Source organism: Geobacter grbiciae (assembly GCF_018531165.1).
In the GTDB taxonomy this organism is placed as follows: Bacteria; Desulfobacterota; Desulfuromonadia; order Geobacterales; family Geobacteraceae; genus Geobacter; species Geobacter metallireducens.
In genome coordinates, this window is sequence record NZ_JAHDIW010000002.1 from 175,990 (window position 1) to 190,774 (window position 14,785).

Genomic DNA, 14,785 nt, shown 5'->3' on the forward strand with positions numbered 1-14,785 from the left:
GGGAGGTATTATGATTGAAGTTCAGCAAGGTACTCCCGGCAGCGGCAAAAGTGCGGCTGCTGTTGCTAGAGCTATTCTTCATCTTAAGAAAGGTGGCGTTGTCGCTGCCAATTTCTCTCTTGTCGATGGTTGGGCTTTAGAAGTTGCTAAGCGTAGCCTTCTTTCTCGTTTTTCTGAAAAACATTTTCTTAAGCTTGCTTCTTCCCTTCACAAGCGTTTTTATCGGGTTGATTCTCTCTCCGCTATTCGTTCTATTGACCCTCGGGCCGAGTCCGTTGGTCTGTACCAGGATGACGGTAAATACTCTGAAGGTAATGGCTTGCTTATACTCGATGAGGCTCAGCTTGTTTTCAATTCTCGTAGGTGGGATAAAAATATGGGTTGGATTGAGTTCTTCACTCAACACCGAAAGTTAGGATGGAACGTAATCTTGATTGCACATACGATTGAGATGATTGATTCACAAATTCGGCCATTGGCAGAATATGAAAGTCGTTTCCGTAACCTTCAAAAGCTCAAGTTCCCTGTTCTTGGGCTTCCCATGTCGCCTTTTCCCCTCTTTCTCGTCATTCGTCGATATGCTGGTCTTGGTGCCGGTGCTTCGGTAATTGCCGACCGCGACCTTTACCCTTTGCCTCTATGGGCTGCTCGTCTTTATGATTCCCTGGAAGTGTTCAGCCAAGACTCTTGGACCCAGGATACTCCCCCTCGTCTGTGCGGCTCCCCGCCTCCCCCGCTCTGCGGGGGGGGTGGGGGGGTAGTCCTTCCTCCTTCTCGTGTCTCTTCTCTCTCTCCTGATTGCCTTTGGTCAAAATGGGAGAATCAGCAACTTGAACCTTCGTGACTGTCGTGTCGGCAATGCTGTGTTCGGCGGTCTTTTGTTGATTCATAATAAAAAATAATATTATAATAATATGATTAGTAATTTTTTGTTAGGGCAATAATTGTGCCAAGTCAAATAATGCAATAATTTTAGCAACTTATATGAGGGCAATAATTATGCCATATATTTTGGCTCACGTTTTGCGTATGTCTTGTGGTTGAGGGGGGGGGGGGGGGGGGTACTCCTGCTGTTGCTCTGCCTCAGCAACTGGCGTTGTTCCTGGTCGTGTACCGTGCTTCGAGTCAGGAGCCGAGAGGCAAACCGCGCCGTTCAAAATGTCGCGTTCAGCGTGGTGCTGTATCGTGTGAGTATTCATGTCGATATGGCGTCCTCGGTCAATTCACCCTTTCAACAACTCGCCTTTTGTCTGCCTCAACGACCCCCATCCTATAACATGGGGGTAACTTCCGATTCTCTGTCTTGCCTATTGGTTTATCCCCACTTGACGGTTCTGCATTTCGGGTAATTGCTGCATACCATGGCCGTCTTGCCTTCTCTGTCTCCTGTGTAGCTGGTTCTTTTTTTCATCTTTGCTCCGCACTCCGGGCATTTCCCCGTTTCTTTCCTTCTGCCGTCTATCCGGCGCGCCTGCATCCATTCGTTGACGGTTTTCTTCTAGTATCTGAGGTATAGCCCTAAAGCTGACAATATCGGTCCTGCTATCATTATTGCTGTTTTGTCCATGTCTTTTCCCTGTCTTACGCTTTTGGTTTTCTTCCTAGTACCTCGTCGGTTGATACGCCGAAAACATCTGCAAGCTTGATTACTGTCTCTAGACTTGGGGTTGCTCCTCTTAAAAGCCTGCTTATATAGCTTTGTGTTAATCCTGTAAGTCTCTGGATATCTTCCTGTTTTAACCCCTTCTCTGTTACTGATTTAAGAAATTGCTCAACCATAATATTCCCCCTAAGAATATGCTTGACAGGTATATTCCTGTCAGGTATACATTGTCCATGCAATTCTTCTGCTCTGAACATGTCAAGGTTGAACCTGGGGAAGATGGTATTTCAGTTGTTACCGTCCGTATCCCCTCGGACATGCTTCCGCCTGTCCGTGAATTGGCTGAGTTACTTGTTCACGTGTCCAGATTCCTCTATACGAAGACAAGGGCTGCTGAGGCAATAGCGGCGGCGCGTCGGCATAACATTATATCATGAGGGGTGGGTCGATGTCCGATAAAAACCAGCAAGATATATTATGTCAAGTACGCAAATAAATTTTTGTCCTGTGCCCTTGAAAGATTCAGAAGACTATGCGACCCTGCAAAAGCCAATATCAATATCAATTAATCCAAAGGGGTAAGTCATGCTTAAGGAGGATGTTGGGACCGAGATTTACAAGACTTGGAGCAATGCACAACGGCGCGAGGAAATCGCCAAGCTGGTTCAGGGCTACAGGTCGGGTCTGCCGGCTTCCATCATGTGTAAGATTTCAGATAGTATTGCAGGCAACCGGAAACGGGCTCGTAAATATCTCCATGAAATGCTGACGCCTGAAGAACGGCAGATTGCAGTGGACAGTGAAACCGGCGAAATGATGGTTTTTGTTCGAGGATATATGCTGTAGCTTCGGCAGAATGTACTTACTTTATGCTACTTCCATGCTAATCGCACCAGGCTTGTTGCTCCTTCCTCACCTTTGATTCTTCCGCGATATAGGGAACGATCTGGTCGGGCAGCGGAGGGTCGAGAACCCCTCCGCTGCGAAAAGACTTGACGAATTTTCTCATCCCCCCCCTATTCCCTCGTAGTTGTTGATGACATTGCCACAGCCATAGGGCTGATCTTGCCCCTGACCTATCTGGGTATTTGAAGATTGATGCCTCTCCCATTTTGACAGAAGCTAACTGGTTGCTATTATTAGTTGAACCGTAACAGTTCCGTCGTCACTGCAACTGCCCGCTCCCGTTCAGGTGGATGAATGATCAATTACCTGCAAACGCGCAGATAGCCGCCCTCGCCCGAAGTCGTATCATGGCTGGTCACTACCCTGCGGTCCGACCGCCCTGAAAAATCGGCCGAAACACAACGGGCCGAATCAGAAGACTCGGCCCGTTATTCGTTCAGGGGAGATTACGTAAAATGTTATGTCAAGCGCAGTGACTGCATGTTGTAACGTCCGGTGACGGCAACTCACATCCGCATCGGACACAGGCATTCACCCATTCCGGATGTCCCGCGTCGGCGGCCCGCTTCTTCGCCTCCAGGCGCCTCACTTCTGCTTCCATTTCGTCGTTGTACTGCGTTTCGAACATGGTCGCTACCTTGCCAGTGTCTTCTTCTGCCAGTAATCACGTTCGAATAACCAGAACTCTTTCATAAAGTCTACGAGGCCGGACATCCTTGATCGAAATGCCTCATGAAAGCGCTCCTGGTCCGGAAATCTTCGTTTTTCGCTGATACAGCGGCAGAGGTCACGGCCGAGGGCGCTGGCCTTCCCATAGAGGGTTGCCTCATCGGGGAACGTCCGTACGCCAGCGACAGGAGAGCCTATTCCGCCCGCAGAAGTCGCCCCCAGCATGTTAATGACCCGCTCCATGTAAGAGATAACGTCCGCGTCCTCGCCTCCTCCGGAGGTTTCCACGACAGCGGCGTATTTACCCTCCAGGGCCATGCAGTGAATCATTCCGTTACAGCGGTCAAAGAGGGCCTTCATCTGGGCGGTGACGCTGAAGATGTAATTCGGGCTGGCCAGAATGAACCCGTCACAGGCAAGAAGTTTCTCCTTGATGCCTTCGTAGTCGTCATTGATGGGACAGATGCCCGTCTTGTGGCAGTTGTCGCACCCGACGCATGGTTGGACCTTCAGGGCGGAGAGGGAGAGGACTTCGGTCTCTGCCCCGGCCTCTCTTGCTCCGGCAAGGACTTCATCCAGCAAGCGCCCGGTATTTCCTCGCGTTCCCCTGGGGCTGGCAAGTATCGCCAGTATTTTCATATAACTTCTCCTTGAGAGGAATCACCTCGCCCGGCTGCCTCGGCGTTGCAGCGTTCAACAGCGTCCCTGAGCCAAGCGATCTCTTCGGGATGAAACTGCTTGGAGTACTCGGTCCCCGCGTTGAGCGCCCAGTGCAGCGGCGGCATAGTGGTTGCCGCCAGAACATGGCCCGGCACCTCCACGCATTTGGCGTCGGTCTGGGTCCAGGCCTGAAGTCGCTCCCGAGTATCGAAGAGCATCAGGTAGTCATTTCCCTCAGCCTCAATGACCAGGGGGAGCACCTGCCCGTCCTGCGGTACCTCTACCACCTCTGCACGGGACTGCTCATCCAGAATGGGAACGAAAAAAGTGGAGTTGAGAAAGAGATCATAGAATTTCGACTGATTCTTTGCATCGCGCATATCCTGACGCAGGGTAACCAGCGCCTCATCGAGTTGAGTCATTCCGGGTGTTCCTTTCATGGTGGCTACCAGCGTTTTGTGATTTCGATCAGGTGATAGCCGAACTGGGTCCTGACCGGTCCGAGAACCTTGTTGATTTCAGCGGAAAAGACGACCTCGTCGAACTCTTTGACCATCTGACCGGGGACAAAGGCGCCGAGGTCGCCGCCCTGCATGCGAGACGGGCACGCGGAATTTTTTCTGGCTATCTCGGCGAAGTCGGCGCCAGCTTCTATCTCGGCCTTGAGTTGCAGGCATTCGGCTTCGGTGGACACGAGGATGTGACGGGCGGTTGCTGTTGGCATGGGAACTCCTTGAATGTTTGCTGAGTGGTGGATGGGATTGTTCAGAGCTTGCGCCGGTCAATGACCCGCTGGGCTTTCCCTTCATGGCGGGGAATGCTGTTCGGCTCCACGAGCTTGACCATGGCACCAACGCCGAGCACCGAATCGATCCGCTTCTCGACCATTTCGAGGAACGCACGCTGGCGCTTCATCTCGTCAAAGAAGATGTTTTCGGTGACCTCGATCTGGATCTCCAGGGTATCGAGAGTCCCCTTGCGGTCGACGATAATCTGGTAGTGGGGTTGGCACCCTTCGATGGCAAAGAGAACCTCCTCGATCTGGGACGGGAAGACGTTGACCCCCTTGATGATGAGCATATCGTCGCTGCGCCCCATGGTTTTCCGCATGCGGACCATGGTCCTGCCGCAGGCGCAGGGGGAGTAATCGAGGCACGTGATGTCCCGGGTCCGGTAACGGATCATGGGGAACGCCTCCTTGGTGAGGGTGGTCAGCACCAGTTCACCGACGCTCCCCGGCGGCAACACCTCGCCGGTATCCGGATCGATGATCTCGGGGATGAAGGCATCCTCGAAGATGTGCATGCCGCACTTGTGTTCACAGTCGCCGGCAATGCCGGGGCCAATAACTTCCGAGAGACCGTAATTGTCGGTAGCACTGATGAAAAGTCTGCTTTCGATTTCCTTCCGCATCGCTTCTGACCATGGCTCACCGCCGAAGAGCCCCACCTTGAGCGACAGGGTCTTGGGATCGATTCCCATCTTTTCCATCCGGTCCGCGATGGTGATGGCATAGCTGGGGGTGCTGACCAGCGCCGTGGTCTTGTAGTCCTGCATGATCATGATCTGCTTTTCGGTGTTCCCGGAGCTCATGGGAATCACCGACGCCCCGATGGTTTCAGTCCCGTAATGGAGGCCAAAAGCGCCCGTAAAGAGACCGTAACCAAAGGCGACCTGAACCACGTCGTCGAGGGTGACGCCGGCGGCGGTCATGAAGCGGGCCACCAGATTCGACCAGACCTTGATGTCGTGCTTGGTGTAACCGACCACCGTGGGCTTGCCGGTGGTTCCCGACGAGGAGTGGATCCGCACGACCTCCCGGAGCGGCACGGCGAACATCCCGTAGGGATAGTTCAGGCGCAGGTCCTCCTTGGTGGTGAAAGGGAGTTTCCTGAGATCCTCGAGGGACTGGATGTCCTCGGGGACGATACCAAGCTCGTTGAACTTGTTCCGGTAGCAGGTGACATTCTTGTATACGCGGTTGATGGTTGCCTGGAGCCGTTCCAGCTGAAGCTGCTGCAGCTCCTCGCGCGGCATGCATTCGTATGTTGGTTCCCAGATCTGCATACGGTGACCTCGCCTATCTTTCCCAGATTTCCTTCTTGTCTTTCCCGAGGTAAGCCCTCTGAACCTCCTTGTTTTCCAACAACTCAGAGGCAATTCCTTCAAGCACTACTTTACCTGTTTCAAGCACATACCCCCGGTCTGCCATCTTGAGGGCCGCCTTGGCGTTCTGCTCCACGAGGAGCACGGTGGTCCCCCGCTCGCTTCGGAGCTGCTCGATGACCCGAAAAATCTCCTGAACCACAAGGGGAGCAAGTCCCATTGAAGGCTCATCGAGCAGGAGGAGTTTGGGCCGCGCCATGAGTGCCCTCCCCATGGCCAGCATCTGCTGCTCGCCGCCGGAAAGAGTTCCGGCAGCCTGCTTGCGCCGCTCGTGGAGCCGGGGAAAGAGGGCATACATGTCGTCCAGGTCCTTGCGGATGGCGCTCCGCCCTTCCCTCCCCCGGTAGCGGAGATAGGCTCCCAGGTCCAGATTGTCCTCCACGGAGAGGGGTTTAAAGACCTGCCTCCCTTCGGGAACCTGGCAGATGCCAAGCTTCACGATCCTGTCGGGTCCGAGGCCAGCAATATCTTGGTCGTCAAAATGAATCTGCCCGGTGGCCGGTGGTGTCACGGCGGAGATGGAATTGAGGATTGTCGTCTTGCCCGCGCCGTTGGCGCCGATCAGCGTGACAATCTCTCCCTGCTTCAGGTGAATCGAGATGTTTTTGAGGGCGTGAACCTTGCCGTAGAAGGTGTTGATGTTCTTGATTTTCAGCATTCCCTATCCTTCCCCAAGATAGGCTGATATCACTTCCGGATTTTCCTGAATTTCCCGCGGCGTCCCTTGGGCCAGCTTGCGCCCCAGATTGAGAACCACGATGGCGTCGCAGATGTCCATGACGAGTTCCATGTCATGCTCCACAAGGGCAACGGTGACACCCGATTCCCGGATTTTCTGGATGAGACGCGCCAGCTCAAGGGTTTCCCGGCTGTTGAGGCCTGCGGCCGGCTCGTCCATGAGAATTACCTTCGGCTCTAGGGCCATTGCCCGGGCGATTTCAAGGAGTCGACCCTTGCCAAAGGGAAGACTCCCCGCCTCATGGTCAGCCAGGTCGGTGATCCCCGTGAATTCGAGCCAGTGAAGAGCCCGCTCCCGGAACCTTCGCTCTTCGGCCACCTGCCAGGGAAGCCTGAGAGACGAAGCGATGATGCCACTCTTCCCTTTCGTGTGGAGACCGACCATCACATTCTCCAGCACCGTCATCCTGCCGAAGAGCTCGATATTCTGGAAGGTACGGACCATGCCGAGGGAAGCCAGCCGTTCCGGCGCGAAACGGGTCACGTTCTTTCCCTGCAGATGCACCGTACCGCTGGTTGGCGTATAGATGCCGGTCACAATATTGAAGAGCGTGGTTTTCCCGGCGCCGTTGGGACCGATGATGCCGGTGATGGCCCCATCCGCCACCCGGAAGGAGACATCTTCGAGGGCGGTGACCCCACCAAAACGTTGCGTGATTCCCTGAACCTCAAGCATCGGCCTTGCTCCCTGCCCCGGCCCGCGAGACGATCTGGCCCACGAGCGCCGGAATCCCCCGGACAAGGCCGCCGGGCATAAACAGGGTCATGAAGATGAGCAGAAGGCCGTAGACCACGATGTCGTAATCCTGAAACGCCCTGAGAATCTCGGGCAGGAATGTCAGGAGCGCTGCGCCGAGGAACGAGCCGTAGATGCTCCCGAGTCCGCCGATGATTACCATGGTCACCAGTTCCACCGAAAAATTGAAACCAAAGGAGGTGGGGGAGACAAAGGTCATGGTGTGGGCGTAAAGGCTTCCTGCTATGGAAGAAATTACCGCCGACAGGGCAAAAATCTGTACCTTGAGAAACCGTACGTTCACCCCCATCACCCGTGCAGCCACCTCGGAATCGTGGATCGCCCTCAATCCCCTCCCGATGCGGGAATTGACCAGATTGAGCGACAGGAGGATCGTCACCAGCGTCATCCCCCATATGAGGTAGTAATTTTTGAAATCGGTGTCAAAAGAGATTCCGCTAAGGGCAAGGTTCGGAATCCCCGAAAACCCGGACGGCCCCCCCGTCAGGTCAACCGCCTCGTTGAAGGCGATGTACACGATAATGCCGAAGCCTAGGGTTGCCATGGCCAGGTAGTGCCCCTTTAGCTTCAGGATCGGGAACCCGATGATGAAGGCAAGGGTGCCCACGGCAGCCGCCACAACCGCCATGGCCAGCCAGGGGTTCAGGCCATGGGTTGCGGTCAGTATCCCCGATGCATAGGCGCCGAGGCCGAAGAAGGCGGCCTGGCCCATGGAAATCTGCCCGGCGTACCCGAGGAGTAGGTTCAACGCCACTGCCAGAAGGGTGTGGATGCCCACAAAAACGAATACATTGAGGAGATACCCTTCCCTGAAAGCCAGGGGAAGGAAGATGATCAGGAGGGTGAACAGGGTGAACTTCACCAACTCATGTTTCAGAAACGATCTTGATTTCATCATAACGACAGTCCGTAGTGGTTAAACCCGCTCAGTATCGCCCTTTGTAAAGAGCCCCTGGGGACGTATGAAGAGAATGACGAGCAGAATGATGAAGGCGATGGCATCCTTGTAGCCGGACGAAAAAAATCCGGCGCCGAGGGACTCGAGGACACCGAGGATAATCCCGCCGAATACGGTGCCGAGTCCGCTGCTCATTCCTCCGATGATGGCGGCACAAAATCCCTTGAGGCCCAGCATCACGCCGACATCGTAGGAGGTCATGGTGAGCGGAGCGATGATGATGCCGGCCATGGAGCCCATGGCGGAGCTGATGGCAAAGGAGAAAAGCACCATGCGCCTGACGTCGATTCCCACGAGCCCCGCGGCGCGGCTGTTGTACGCACAGGCCCGCATGGCCTTACCGCTGATGGTGTAGTTGAAATAGAGCTTGCTGCAGATGATGACAACCGTCGTTACGGCGAAAATCCAGAGATGCTGCGGCAGGATCGTCGCTTCCCCCAGTTGGATCGGCTCGTTGCCGGAAAAGGTTTCGAGCGCATGGGTATCCTTCCCCCAGACGAGCATGGCGATTCCCCGGATGAGGATGCTCCCGCCGACGGTGATGATGACCAGGCTGATGGGGGAAGCGTTCTTCATGGGACGGATGGCGAGCCGCTCGAAGGCAACCCCCGCAATGGTTGATGCGGCTATTGCCAAAATTACCGAGACCAGAAGCGGCAGATTGAGAACCGTGAGAAAGAACACTGTGAACATGCCCCCCAACATCACGAATTCACCCTGGGCAAAATTTATGATGCCGGTGGCATTGTGGATAATGGCGAAGCCGACGCCGATAAGGGCGTAGATGGCTCCCGTCGACAGGCCTGAAAGAAGGTACTGCGCTATCTGCTGACCGATATGCATAGATTATGTGTCTGGCTCACAAGGAGGGAGCGCAGACCGACAAAGCCTGCGCTCCCTTGATTGGTGTATGAATAAGCGGTTACTTGACCAAGGCGAAATCTTGTTTTCTGATCTCCACAAGGACGAAAGCGTCCTTGGTGAGTCCCGCGTGATCGGAAGGAGAGTAGCTGAAAACACCGCCGATGCCGGCAAAACCCCGCGTCCGCTCCAACTGGTCCCGTATGGCTGTTGGATTGTCAGCGCCACGCTCGATGGCGCCCTTGAGAAGCATGATCGCATCCCAGGCATGGCCGCCAAAGTGGTCACCCTCTGCCTTGTAGTGCTTCTGGTAATCCTTCACGAAGGCAAGAAGGGACTTTTTCTGACGGTCTGAATTGGGAAGCAGATCGGCCACGATAACGCGTCCCGACGGGAGAAGGATTCCTTCGGCAGCGCCTCCGGCAAGGCCGATGAACTTCTTGGAGGAAACGCCGTGGCTCATGTAGAGGGGAAGCTTCAGGCCCAGTTGCTTGGCGTTGCGGGCAACCACTGCCGGCCCCGGATTGGTGCCCCAGCAGATGACGGCCTGGGCACCGCTCCCCTTGATTTTGGTAAGCTGGGCTGTCATGTCGGTATCCTTCGGGCCATAGGTGTCGTCAGACACGATCCTGATCCCGTAGGCCGATGCCTGGGCCTTCAGCTGCTCGCGTCCCGACGAACCGAAACCGTCGGAAACGGTGAGGATAGCAATCTTTGATATTTTTTTCCTTTTCAAATCCCCGTAGATTCTCGCCACGGCGAGGCCATCGTTCTGAGCGGTCTTAAAAACCCACTTCTTGACCGGTTCGGTGATTTTGCTTCCGGCGGCACAGGAAATCATCGGAATTCTTGCCCGTTCCACAACCGGAATGACGGCCATGGTGTCACCAGTGGTGCTGGGGCCTATGATTGCGGCAACCTTGTCCTCTTTGATGAGGCGATTGGCGGCCTGCACCGCCTTGGTGGCATCCCCTTGCGTGTCGTAGGCGATCAGTTCAAGCTTGCGACCTTTGACGCCACCGGCAGCATTGATCCCGTTCACCACCATCTGGGCGGTGTTGCGCTCAGGCTCGCCAAGGAACGATGCAGGACCAGTCACAGCGAAGAGCCCGCCGATCTTGATGAGGGGAGCCGCAAGGGCGCTTCCGGCCAGAAGAGCCAGCGACACGACAAACGTCAGTATGAAAGAACTTTTCTTCAGCATGGACAACCTCCCCGTTGATTACTTCACCAACTCCCAGTCTCCCCTGATGATCCCCGCGGCTCTCCCAGCGTAGCGATCACATGGCGTAGAGCCGGGCGCCCTTGAGAACAGTGAATCCATTTCCCGTGAGGGTACTGATTGCTTTTGCGGTCTCGTCGAAACGGAAGATGATGACGGCATTCTCACCGCACCGCTCCACAAAGGCGTACATGTATTCCACGTTGATCTGATCGCGGTCCAGTGCCTGAAGGATCTGGGAGAGGCCGCCGGGACGGTCGGGGACCTCGACGGCCACCACCTCGGTCTTGCTGACGGTAAAGCCCCTTTCCTTCAGGACCTGCTTCGCTGTTTCCCGGTCATTGACGATGAGGCGCAGAATGCCGAAGTCAGAGGTGTCAGCCAGGGAGAGTGCACGGATATTTACCCCCGCGTCGCCAAGGACCTTGGTGATTTCAGCAAGACGGCCGGACTTGTTTTCAATAAAAATTGAGATCTGCTCAACGTTCATTCCATCCTCCTCGCAGGGTCAGGCCTGCTCGCTCTCCTTGTTTTGGACGCGGCACGAGTGTGCCCCGGCGGGCATCAGCTGCTTTTCCGATTGTCGATGACCCGCTTCGCCTTGCCTTCACTCCGGGTTATGGTCTGGGGTTCCACAAGACGGACCCGGCATGATATGCCAAGAATGTCCTTTATCTCCTTTTCGACCCGTTGGGACAGGGACTGGAGCACCTTGATCTCATCGGAGAAGAGCCGTTCGTCCACTTCCACCTGAACCTCAAGGGAATCCAGGTTATCCTTGCGGTCGACAATGAGAACATAGTGGGGTTCGACCCCCTCGATTCCCATGAGGATTGACTCAATCTGCGACGGGAACACGTTGACTCCGCGGATAATGAGCATGTCATCGCTTCTGCCGGTCATACGGGTAAGGCGGGCGTGGGTCCTGCCGCAGGCACACGGCTCGTACGTGAGGCTTGTGATGTCGCGGGTACGGTACCGGATGAGGGGGATCCCCTCCTTGGTGATGGTGGTGATGACCAGTTCGCCTCGCTCCCCTTCCGGAAGAACCTCACCGGTCTCGGGATTGATGATTTCGGGGATGAAGTGGTCTTCCCAGATGTGGAGCCCCTTCTTCGCCTCGCAGCATTCGATGGCCACACCCGGCCCCATTATTTCCGACAGGCCGTAGATGTCGATGGCGCAGAGGTTCAGCTTCTCCTCAATCTCGCTCCGCATCGCCTCTGACCACGGTTCTGCCCCGAAGATACCGACGCGGAGCTTCAACTCGCGGAAATCCACTCCTTCCTCCCGTGCGGCCTCGGACATGAAGAGCGAGTATGACGGGGTGCAGGTGAGGACCGTGGAACCGAAATCCTTCATGATCATAATCTGCTTCTTGGTGTTCCCCCCCGACATGGGTATGACTGAAGCGCCGAGCTTCTCCGCGCCGTAGTGGGCGCCAAGGCCGCCGGTGAAGAGGCCGTAGCCGTAGGAGTTATGGATGATGTCCCCCCGGTGGACCCCGGCGGCGGCGTAGGAGCGGGCCATGAGCTCGGACCAGGTATCGATGTCCTTTCGGGTGTAGCCGACCACGGTCGGCTTACCGGTGGTGCCGGAGGAAGCATGGATGCGGACAATCTCCTCCATGGGTGCCGCAAAGAGGCCATAGGGGTAGCTGTCGCGCATGTTCTGCTTTAGGGTGAAGGGGAGCCGTTGCAGATCGGCGAGGGACTTGACACTGTCGGGGGTGATGCCGGCTCGGTCAAAGCTCTGCCGGTAGAAGGGAACCGATGCGCAAACCCGGGCTACGGTGGCCTGAAGCCGTTTGAGCTGCAGGGCCTCCAGGGCTTGGCGGGGAAGCGTCTCGAACTCTTCATTGTAATAGCTCATCGTGAACTCCTTACCCGATCAAAGACCCCGGCCCAGTTGGAACGCAACATGGTTAACTTTGAGGGCCTTCGGTGGAATCATCTTTTCCAGGGCCTTGATCCAACATTCATCGGGAATGTCGAGCCGCTTCGACACGGCCCCGAGAAGCACCGTATTGGCTGCACGGACATTTCCCGCCTCGGTGGCCAGCTTCTGGCCGTCAACCAGGAGTGAATCGGGGAACATGGCCGCGATCTTGCCGGGAAGGTCGTCCGGATAGGTCTCCTGCCCAAGGAGAACCGATGGCGGTGGAATGCGCAGGTCGTTGGCAATCACTGTCCCACCGTTTTTCATGAGGGGAAGTGAGCGGTAGGTTTCCAGTATCTCGAAGCCGAAAAGAATATCCCCTTCACCTTCGGGAATGATGGGGGAGTGAACTTCCCGGCCGTAACGAACGTGGGATACGACGCTCCCTCCCCGCTGGGACATGCCGTGGATCTCGCTTTTCTTTACGTCGTAACCGGCCTGCATGAAGGTCTCCGAAAGAACCTCCGAGGCGAGCAGAATCCCCTGCCCACCCACGCCGACAAGGAGGATGTTGGTGATGGTGTCGCTCATTTGGCACTCCCGATCGCGTTGAATTTGCAAAGCTGTCGGCAGACGTCGCATCCGTTGCAGAGCAGCGGGTCGATGTATGCCTTCCCCTTCTTCCCGTCAGGGGCTGGCTGCCACTCGATTGCCGGACAGCCGATCTTGAGGCATGCTTTGCAACCGGTGCAGTGATCCTGGTCAATCGAGAGGAGAAGCCCTTTTTTGAATACCCCTTCACGCTTCACCAGCACACAGGGACGGTTGGTTATGATGACTGACGGCTCGGGGCGTTCCATCTCCTCATTGAGCGCAGCACGGGTTTCTTCCAGGTTCAAGGGGTCGACCACCCGTACGTGCCTGATACCGACGGCCTTGCAGAGTTGCACAAGATCGACGGCGTTGGTCTCGCCGCCCGACAGGGTCCAGCCGGAGGCGGGGTTATCCTGGCGGCCGGTCATGGCGGTTATCCGGTTGTCGAGGAGCACGACCGTGGCGGGAGACTGATTGTAGGCCATCTCCATGAGACTGTTTATGCCGGTGTGAAGGAAGGTGGAGTCGCCAATGACCGCCACCACTTTCTTCTTTTCTTCGGGGGAAAGGACCCGGACCATGCCGCTGGCGCTGCTTATGCTCGCCCCCATGCAGACACAGGTATCCATGGCGTTGAGGGGGGGCATGAAGCCGAGGGTGTAGCAGCCGATATCGCCGGTGACGTATGCTTTGAGCTGGCTGAGGCTGTAAAAGACCCCCCGGTGGGGACAGCCGGGGCACATGTTGGGAGGACGGCCCGGGAGCTTTTCAACGGTGGTCTGGCTTGCGTCAGGGAGGTTGAATGCCTTGCGGAGCCTTCCGGGGGTGAGCTCCCCGCAACGGGAGATGATCTCCTTGCCGATGACTGCGATGCCGGCGGCTTTCACCTGCTCCTCGATAAAGGGATCAAGCTCTTCGACAACGTACAGCTTCTTCACCTTGGCGGCAAACTCCTTTATGAGCGCCATGGGGAGCGGATGGACCATGCCGAGTTTGAGGACCGACGCGGTGGGGAGCACCTCGCGCACATACTGGTACGAAACGCCGGCAGTGATAATGCCGATCTCGGTGTCACGCATCTCAATCCGGTTGAGGGTTGCCGTGGCGCCATACTCGGCAAGCTTCACAAGCCGCTCCTCCACGAACGGGTGACGGATCTTGGCGTTGCCGGGAAGCATGACGAGCTTGGAGGGGTTCTTTACGAGCTTCGGGGTCGGGAGACCGGCCACCGGTTCCGCCAGTTCAACGATGGATTTCCCGTGGGAAATGCGGGTGCAGCTGCGGAGCATCACCGGGGTATCGAACTGCTCGGATAGTTCAAAGGCGATCCGGGTGAACTCCTTGCACTCCTGGGAGTCAGACGGCTCCAGCATCGGCACCTTGGCGAACTTGGCATAATTGCGGCTGTCCTGCTCGTTCTGGGACGAATGCATCTCCGGGTCGTCGGCAACCACCAGGACAAATCCCCCCCCGACGCCGGTATAGGACAGGGTGAACAGGGGATCGGCCGCCACGTTGACCCCCACGTGCTTCATGCACGCGATGGCCCGTCCGCCGCCAAAGGAGGCACCGATGGCCACCTCAACGGCAACCTTTTCGTTGGATGCCCAGGAGGCGTCTATTTCTTTGTAGTTGACGATAGTTTCGAGGATTTCTGTGGATGGGGTGCCGGGGTAGGCGCTGGCAACCTTCACCCCCGCCTCAAAAGCACCCCGAGCGATGGCTTCGTTGCCGGAGAGAATTTCCTTCATGGTGTGTATAATCCCTGGAAAA

Annotated in this window: 18 protein-coding genes; 2 read left to right on the forward strand and 16 right to left on the reverse strand. The window is 56.2% G+C overall.

Annotation, left to right across the window (positions count from 1 at the left end; genetic code table 11):
• Positions 1 to 10 precede the first annotated feature (10 nt).
• Positions 11 to 844 carry a zonular occludens toxin domain-containing protein gene (locus KJB29_RS04180; RefSeq protein ID WP_215733521.1) on the forward strand — a complete coding sequence of 278 codons (834 nt, stop codon included), beginning with the start codon at positions 11 to 13 and terminating at the stop codon, positions 842 to 844.
• Between the two features lie 471 nt (positions 845 to 1,315).
• Here KJB29_RS04180 and KJB29_RS19810 read toward each other — a convergent pair whose 3' ends face one another.
• Complete coding sequence (locus KJB29_RS19810) at positions 1,316 to 1,477, reverse strand: topoisomerase DNA-binding C4 zinc finger domain-containing protein (RefSeq protein ID WP_425514106.1); 162 nt, start codon at positions 1,475 to 1,477, stop codon at positions 1,316 to 1,318.
• Between the two features lie 104 nt (positions 1,478 to 1,581).
• The gene (locus KJB29_RS04190) at positions 1,582 to 1,779 is read right to left on the reverse strand and encodes a helix-turn-helix domain-containing protein (RefSeq protein WP_215733523.1); all 198 of its coding nucleotides are present in this window, start codon (positions 1,777 to 1,779) and stop codon (positions 1,582 to 1,584) included.
• Positions 1,780 to 2,188: 409 nt separating this feature from the next.
• Between KJB29_RS04190 and KJB29_RS04195 the strand changes: the two genes are divergently transcribed.
• Positions 2,189 to 2,449: a hypothetical protein gene (locus tag KJB29_RS04195; protein WP_004512038.1), complete on the forward strand. Its 261-nt coding sequence runs from the start codon at positions 2,189 to 2,191 to the stop codon at positions 2,447 to 2,449.
• Positions 2,450 to 2,486: 37 nt separating this feature from the next.
• Here KJB29_RS04195 and KJB29_RS19495 read toward each other — a convergent pair whose 3' ends face one another.
• The 14 genes from KJB29_RS19495 to iorA all read right to left on the reverse strand — a co-directional run bounded on the left by KJB29_RS19495 (position 2,487) and on the right by iorA (position 14,763).
• Entirely contained in the window at positions 2,487 to 2,612 is a 126-nt protein-coding gene (locus KJB29_RS19495) for a hypothetical protein (RefSeq protein WP_281412902.1), read from the reverse strand.
• Between the two features lie 530 nt (positions 2,613 to 3,142).
• Complete coding sequence (locus KJB29_RS04200; protein WP_004512030.1) at positions 3,143 to 3,817, reverse strand: flavodoxin family protein; 675 nt, start codon at positions 3,815 to 3,817, stop codon at positions 3,143 to 3,145.
• Positions 3,814 to 4,260, reverse strand: a complete 447-nt coding sequence (locus tag KJB29_RS04205) for an SseB family protein (RefSeq protein WP_215733524.1) — start codon at positions 4,258 to 4,260, stop codon at positions 3,814 to 3,816. Before KJB29_RS04205 ends, KJB29_RS04200 begins: the two co-directional genes overlap by 4 nt.
• A 23-nt stretch (positions 4,261 to 4,283) precedes the next feature.
• On the reverse strand, positions 4,284 to 4,562 hold the full coding sequence (locus KJB29_RS04210) for a peptidylprolyl isomerase (protein WP_215733525.1): 279 nt from the start codon (positions 4,560 to 4,562) through the stop codon (positions 4,284 to 4,286).
• Positions 4,563 to 4,603: 41 nt separating this feature from the next.
• On the reverse strand, positions 4,604 to 5,905 hold the full coding sequence (locus KJB29_RS04215) for a phenylacetate--CoA ligase family protein (protein WP_215733526.1): 1,302 nt from the start codon (positions 5,903 to 5,905) through the stop codon (positions 4,604 to 4,606).
• Between the two features lie 13 nt (positions 5,906 to 5,918).
• Positions 5,919 to 6,662, reverse strand: a complete 744-nt coding sequence (locus tag KJB29_RS04220; RefSeq protein ID WP_004512026.1) for an ABC transporter ATP-binding protein — start codon at positions 6,660 to 6,662, stop codon at positions 5,919 to 5,921.
• A 3-nt stretch (positions 6,663 to 6,665) separates the two neighbouring features.
• Positions 6,666 to 7,418, reverse strand: coding sequence for an ABC transporter ATP-binding protein (locus KJB29_RS04225; protein WP_215733527.1), 753 nt, complete (start codon positions 7,416 to 7,418; stop codon positions 6,666 to 6,668).
• Positions 7,411 to 8,397, reverse strand: a complete 987-nt coding sequence (locus KJB29_RS04230) for a branched-chain amino acid ABC transporter permease (protein ID WP_215733528.1) — start codon at positions 8,395 to 8,397, stop codon at positions 7,411 to 7,413. Before KJB29_RS04230 ends, KJB29_RS04225 begins: the two co-directional genes overlap by 8 nt.
• Before the next feature lie 18 nt (positions 8,398 to 8,415).
• A complete protein-coding gene (locus KJB29_RS04235) occupies positions 8,416 to 9,300 on the reverse strand; it encodes a branched-chain amino acid ABC transporter permease (RefSeq protein ID WP_215733529.1) in 885 nt (294 codons plus the stop codon).
• A 79-nt stretch (positions 9,301 to 9,379) separates the two neighbouring features.
• Positions 9,380 to 10,522, reverse strand: coding sequence for an ABC transporter substrate-binding protein (locus KJB29_RS04240; RefSeq protein WP_215733530.1), 1,143 nt, complete (start codon positions 10,520 to 10,522; stop codon positions 9,380 to 9,382).
• Positions 10,523 to 10,598: 76 nt separating this feature from the next.
• Positions 10,599 to 11,030, reverse strand: a complete 432-nt coding sequence (locus KJB29_RS04245; RefSeq protein ID WP_004512021.1) for an ACT domain-containing protein — start codon at positions 11,028 to 11,030, stop codon at positions 10,599 to 10,601.
• Positions 11,031 to 11,104: 74 nt separating this feature from the next.
• Positions 11,105 to 12,412, reverse strand: coding sequence for a phenylacetate--CoA ligase family protein (locus KJB29_RS04250; protein WP_215733531.1), 1,308 nt, complete (start codon positions 12,410 to 12,412; stop codon positions 11,105 to 11,107).
• A gap of 18 nt (positions 12,413 to 12,430) precedes the next feature.
• Entirely contained in the window at positions 12,431 to 13,009 is a 579-nt protein-coding gene (locus KJB29_RS04255) for an indolepyruvate oxidoreductase subunit beta (protein ID WP_215733532.1), read from the reverse strand.
• On the reverse strand, positions 13,006 to 14,763 hold the full coding sequence (gene iorA, locus KJB29_RS04260) for an indolepyruvate ferredoxin oxidoreductase subunit alpha (RefSeq protein ID WP_004512018.1): 1,758 nt from the start codon (positions 14,761 to 14,763) through the stop codon (positions 13,006 to 13,008). Before iorA ends, KJB29_RS04255 begins: the two co-directional genes overlap by 4 nt.
• Positions 14,764 to 14,785 lie beyond the last annotated feature (22 nt).

Excerpts from the sequence above, each read along its gene's own strand:
- KJB29_RS04180 (WP_215733521.1), top strand. The coding sequence starts at position 11 with ATGATTGAAGTTCAGCAAGGTACTCCCGGCAGCGGCAAAAGTGCGGCT.
- KJB29_RS19810 (WP_425514106.1), bottom strand. The coding sequence starts at position 1,477 with ATGCAGGCGCGCCGGATAGACGGCAGAAGGAAAGAAACGGGGAAATGC.
- KJB29_RS04190 (WP_215733523.1), bottom strand. The coding sequence starts at position 1,779 with ATGGTTGAGCAATTTCTTAAATCAGTAACAGAGAAGGGGTTAAAACAG.
- KJB29_RS04195 (WP_004512038.1), top strand. The coding sequence starts at position 2,189 with ATGCTTAAGGAGGATGTTGGGACCGAGATTTACAAGACTTGGAGCAAT.
- KJB29_RS19495 (WP_281412902.1), bottom strand. The coding sequence starts at position 2,612 with ATGAGAAAATTCGTCAAGTCTTTTCGCAGCGGAGGGGTTCTCGACCCT.
- KJB29_RS04200 (WP_004512030.1), bottom strand. The coding sequence starts at position 3,817 with ATGAAAATACTGGCGATACTTGCCAGCCCCAGGGGAACGCGAGGAAAT.
- KJB29_RS04205 (WP_215733524.1), bottom strand. The coding sequence starts at position 4,260 with ATGACTCAACTCGATGAGGCGCTGGTTACCCTGCGTCAGGATATGCGC.
- KJB29_RS04210 (WP_215733525.1), bottom strand. The coding sequence starts at position 4,562 with ATGCCAACAGCAACCGCCCGTCACATCCTCGTGTCCACCGAAGCCGAA.
- KJB29_RS04215 (WP_215733526.1), bottom strand. The coding sequence starts at position 5,905 with ATGCAGATCTGGGAACCAACATACGAATGCATGCCGCGCGAGGAGCTG.
- KJB29_RS04220 (WP_004512026.1), bottom strand. The coding sequence starts at position 6,662 with ATGCTGAAAATCAAGAACATCAACACCTTCTACGGCAAGGTTCACGCC.
- KJB29_RS04225 (WP_215733527.1), bottom strand. The coding sequence starts at position 7,418 with ATGCTTGAGGTTCAGGGAATCACGCAACGTTTTGGTGGGGTCACCGCC.
- KJB29_RS04230 (WP_215733528.1), bottom strand. The coding sequence starts at position 8,397 with ATGATGAAATCAAGATCGTTTCTGAAACATGAGTTGGTGAAGTTCACC.
- KJB29_RS04235 (WP_215733529.1), bottom strand. The coding sequence starts at position 9,300 with ATGCATATCGGTCAGCAGATAGCGCAGTACCTTCTTTCAGGCCTGTCG.
- KJB29_RS04240 (WP_215733530.1), bottom strand. The coding sequence starts at position 10,522 with ATGCTGAAGAAAAGTTCTTTCATACTGACGTTTGTCGTGTCGCTGGCT.
- KJB29_RS04245 (WP_004512021.1), bottom strand. The coding sequence starts at position 11,030 with ATGAACGTTGAGCAGATCTCAATTTTTATTGAAAACAAGTCCGGCCGT.
- KJB29_RS04250 (WP_215733531.1), bottom strand. The coding sequence starts at position 12,412 with ATGAGCTATTACAATGAAGAGTTCGAGACGCTTCCCCGCCAAGCCCTG.
- KJB29_RS04255 (WP_215733532.1), bottom strand. The coding sequence starts at position 13,009 with ATGAGCGACACCATCACCAACATCCTCCTTGTCGGCGTGGGTGGGCAG.
- iorA (WP_004512018.1), bottom strand. The coding sequence starts at position 14,763 with ATGAAGGAAATTCTCTCCGGCAACGAAGCCATCGCTCGGGGTGCTTTT.